Below are 3,787 nucleotides of genomic sequence, written 5' to 3' on the forward strand. Positions count from 1 at the left end.
TGCCCGCCGACAGGTTTTTGGCGATTGATTTCGGGTAGAAACGCGGGCGATAGCCCGGGATGTTCGGTAGCGGCCTGCGCCAGACCAGGAACTGCCAAAGCTGCCGTGCGGCGATGGCGGCAGCACCAATCAGTGCGAAATTCATCATAGTTGTCCTCGACAGATAGCTTACCGAACCACATGGAAAGGCGGCGTCCGCTCTACCATTAAATAGTATTTTAGAAAGGACTTCGGTGCGGACGTTCGAGCGATCATCATCGGGCGCGTAAGACGCTCGCAAAAGAAGGTCGCGGAGTGGAGCCGCTGCCACTGATCAGGCGGTTCGTAAGCTCATGAGCATCGAGCACATCAGGCGACGTATCACGTTAAGAATTCAACGTCGGTAACAGCGTCCAGAAGGTTGGCGAGGCCAGGCCGCTCAAGTCTACCAACTGAGGACGCTTGGCTTCTAAAATTCGTTTTAATGGTGTCTGCAGATTGCGAACCGCACATATCGACGGCGGGCAATTTACATCCTCCCCAGCGGCAGGTTCATTGGAGCAAATGCGATGCGTTCCGTTTTGGCCTTAGGCCTGTTGATCACCCTCTGTGCGTCTGCCGGTGCGGCAACGGCGCGGCACTCTCGACATGTCATCGTCCATCAAGGGCACGAGTACGCCATTCCGGGCTGGACCTACGCTGCGCCTCGGCCGGTCCACTACGACGACGCACCGAGCTACAACGATCCATCCAAGTCTGGCTGTTGCAATTAATCCCTGTGGGCCCGGACCATGGCCTTGCGCTTCGTCCGCTGCGTCAAGTGCGGCCGCACTGGCACCGTCATTCGCGCCGGAGATCATCGCCCGCGCGCCGCGTCGACCGAACGGACGCAGGGCAAGAGCCTGGTGGCGAGCGACGAGGGCCGCCGCCTGCGGGAAGGCGTCTCGGGGTTGCCAAGGGTTTGAACCTTGAGCCGCTGGCGGCGACTACCTACAGAGGCATTCTCTAGGAGGCTGTCATGACCCACTGGCACGACAGGATGGTCGATAGACCTGAAACGGGTGGTGCGGTCTACGTCACGGGCTGGACAATCTCCGGCCTAGCCGTGCTCGGGGCGGTTGTTGCGGTTCCACCAAAGCGATCACCTTGCGACCGAGCTAATCAGAACAGCGCCCAGGTGATCTTCCGCAAGCGGGGGCGAGCAGCGACGCGGCACCGGGAGTCCCAGCGGGCTACCAGCCGCGAATAGTGAACCTTGGTCCGCCGTAGCCGCGATCGTAATAGCCGGGGCCAGCGTAGTAATTGTAGCCGCGGCCGGGGATGTAGCTGGGGTCGTAGTAATAGCGCAGGACATAGCGCGGTCCTCGGGTCCGCCAGCAGCGTCCATCATACTCGTTGCAGACCAGACCGACCTGGTCGACGTTGGAGACTTCGGCGGAGCCGGTCGTCGTCGCGTTGAGGGGCGCGGCGGAAGCGGCGGACGCGAGCAGCGTGGCACCGAATGCACCCAGTGCGATGGCCTTCATGGAGTTCTCCCTTCGGTTGGGCGAGACAATCGATCTCGATGACGCGGCGATCCGGGACTCAACCCTCGCGCCGTCTCATGCTCAGCCTCTTTGTCGGGACGACCATGATATCGAATCAAACCGCCTCATTGAAATGGGGCCTCGCACCCGAGGTCAGTCAATGGCAGCTAGACTGTATGTCCCTTCCACAAATGAGGCGACTCACCCTCGATCTTGCGACGAGGGTTACCCGGATGGGCCGGGCAGAGCCTCAAACAAGGATTCGTGATCCAGCCTCAGAATCTTGCGGTGCTGCATTCTCACGCGGCCAAATGCCGAGTTTTCGGCGACCTGTCATGATTCTAAATTTCCGCTGTTGGAACGATGCGCCTCACAATGGAGTGAGTCCCGGAAAATCACCGCTAATTCAGAGCGGTAGCGTCGTGTGACATTGAGCCGCCGCGACAGCATATTGCATCGCAGCAGTCACTCCCTATCCTGTTTCACATCAACCGTGAGTACCAAGACCTCCTACGACAACGTCGCGAATGCTCAATTCGCGCTTCAACTTGAACTGGGGCAAAGCTTTCAATGTCCGCACTACGAACGCAATCGGCCTGCATCGTTTTGATGTTGGCTGCGATGGCGCCGCTTTTGGCGGGCTGCAATGAACCGGTGGTCGCGACGGCGGCGGCAAAACCGCCCGAGCCCGAAGTAGGCACCTTCACCATACGGCCTCAAGCCCGCGCAATCACCCGTGAACTGCCTGGCCGGATCTCGCCGACGCGCGTCTCAGACGTTCGTGCGCGCGTCTCGGGGATCGTCGTCGAGCGCCTGTTCCAGCAGGGCACCGAGGTCAAGGCCAGCGATCCGCTGTACCGGATCGACCCCAAGCCGTTCGAAGTGGAACTGCAGGCGAGCGAAGCCGCGCTGGACAAGGCAGAGGCTGCGCTCGATCTTGCCGCACAGCACGCGCGGCGCATCGCGACGCTGACCAGCCAGCGCGCGGCGCCGGAGGCCGAGAACGAAAAGGCCATCGCGGCCCAACGCCAAGCTGAGGCTGAAGTTGACAGCCGCAAGGCCGATGTCGCCCGCGCGAAGCTCAATCTCGATTATGCGACGATCCGTGCGCCAATCAGCGGCGTCGTCGGCGCCGCACTGGTGAGCGAAGGCGCGCTGGTGGTGCAGAACGAGACCACCAGCCTTGCCACGATCCAGCAGCTCGACCCGATCTACGCCGACTTCACCCAATCGATCGCGGAGATGAACAAGCTGCGCCGTGCGCTCGAAAGCGGCGACCTCGACCGGATCGCGCCCGACGTGGCCAAGGTCCGCCTCGTGCTCGACGATGGTCCGGCCTATTCGATTCCCGGCAAGCTTCTGTTCTCTGATGCCAAGGTCGACGCCTATACCGGGCAGGTCACGCTGCGCGGACAGTTTCCGAATCCGAATCGCGAACTACTTCCCGGCATGTATGTCCGCGTTCTGATCGAACAGGGCATCGATTCCGATGCTATGGCCGTGCCGCAGCAGGCGATCCAGCGCGATGCCGGCGGCGCCAGCGAGGTCTTCGTGGTCAAGGAAGACGGCCGCGTCGCAACGCAGCCGGTCCGTACCGGCGCGGTGCAGGACGGCTTGTGGCTGGTCAGCGAGGGCCTGAAGGAAGGCGACCGCGTCATCGTCGACGGATTCCAGAAATTCGTGCCCGGCGACAAGGTCAAGGCGAAGGCGTGGATCGACGCGGATGCCTCGGTTGGTACAATACCGGGACCGCCGGCGACCCAAGCATCCCGCTGAGATCGGGAGATGCCTAGTTTCTTCATCGACAGGCCGATCTTCGCCTGGGTAGTTGCGCTTTTCATCTGCCTGATCGGCGCGATTTCGATTCCGCTGTTGGCGGTCGCGCAATATCCGATCATCGCGCCGCCCTCGATCTCGATCTCGACCAGCTATCCCGGCGCATCGCCCGAGAACCTCTACAACAGCGTTACGCGACTGATCGAGGAGGAGCTCAACGGCGCCTCCGGCATCCTCAATTTCGAATCCACCAGCGACTCGCTGGGGCAGGTCGAAATCATCGCCAACTTCGTGCCCGGCACCGAGACCGGCGCGGCATCGGTCGAGGTGCAGAACCGCCTCAAGCGCGTCGAGGCGCGGCTGCCGCGCGCGGTGATCCAGCAGGGCATCCTGGTCGAGGAAGCTTCCTCGGCGGTGCTGCAGATCATCACGCTGAACTCGACCGACGGTTCGCTCGACGAAATCGGCCTCGGCGATTTCATGATCCGCAACGTGCTCGGCGAAAT

At 61.8% G+C, this 3,787-nt stretch carries 3 protein-coding genes; 2 read left to right on the forward strand and 1 reads right to left on the reverse strand.

All coding sequences use genetic code 11. The features are described from left to right. Positions 1-1,211: 1,211 nt before the first annotated feature. Positions 1,212-1,505 (reverse strand): hypothetical protein, encoded by a 294-nt coding sequence (locus tag CP49_RS33720; protein WP_057854444.1) that lies wholly within the window; start codon positions 1,503-1,505, stop codon positions 1,212-1,214. A 570-nt stretch (positions 1,506-2,075) separates the two neighbouring features. On the opposite strand from CP49_RS33720, the gene CP49_RS33725 reads away from it, so the two are divergent. Together CP49_RS33725 and CP49_RS33730 are read left to right on the forward strand one after the other, a co-directional pair. Beyond that, a complete protein-coding gene (locus CP49_RS33725) occupies positions 2,076-3,281 on the forward strand; it encodes an efflux RND transporter periplasmic adaptor subunit (RefSeq protein WP_197423319.1) in 1,206 nt (401 codons plus the stop codon). A gap of 9 nt (positions 3,282-3,290) precedes the next feature. Continuing rightward, positions 3,291-3,787, forward strand: a 497-nt coding sequence (locus tag CP49_RS33730) for an efflux RND transporter permease subunit (RefSeq protein ID WP_197423320.1), incomplete at its 3' end; no start/stop codon positions are given.

It is taken from the genome of Bradyrhizobium valentinum (assembly GCF_001440405.1).
GTDB classification, from domain to species: Bacteria; Pseudomonadota; Alphaproteobacteria; order Rhizobiales; family Xanthobacteraceae; genus Bradyrhizobium; species Bradyrhizobium valentinum.

Excerpts from the sequence above, each read along its gene's own strand:
- CP49_RS33720 (WP_057854444.1), bottom strand. The coding sequence starts at position 1,505 with ATGAAGGCCATCGCACTGGGTGCATTCGGTGCCACGCTGCTCGCGTCC.
- CP49_RS33725 (WP_197423319.1), top strand. The coding sequence starts at position 2,076 with ATGTCCGCACTACGAACGCAATCGGCCTGCATCGTTTTGATGTTGGCT.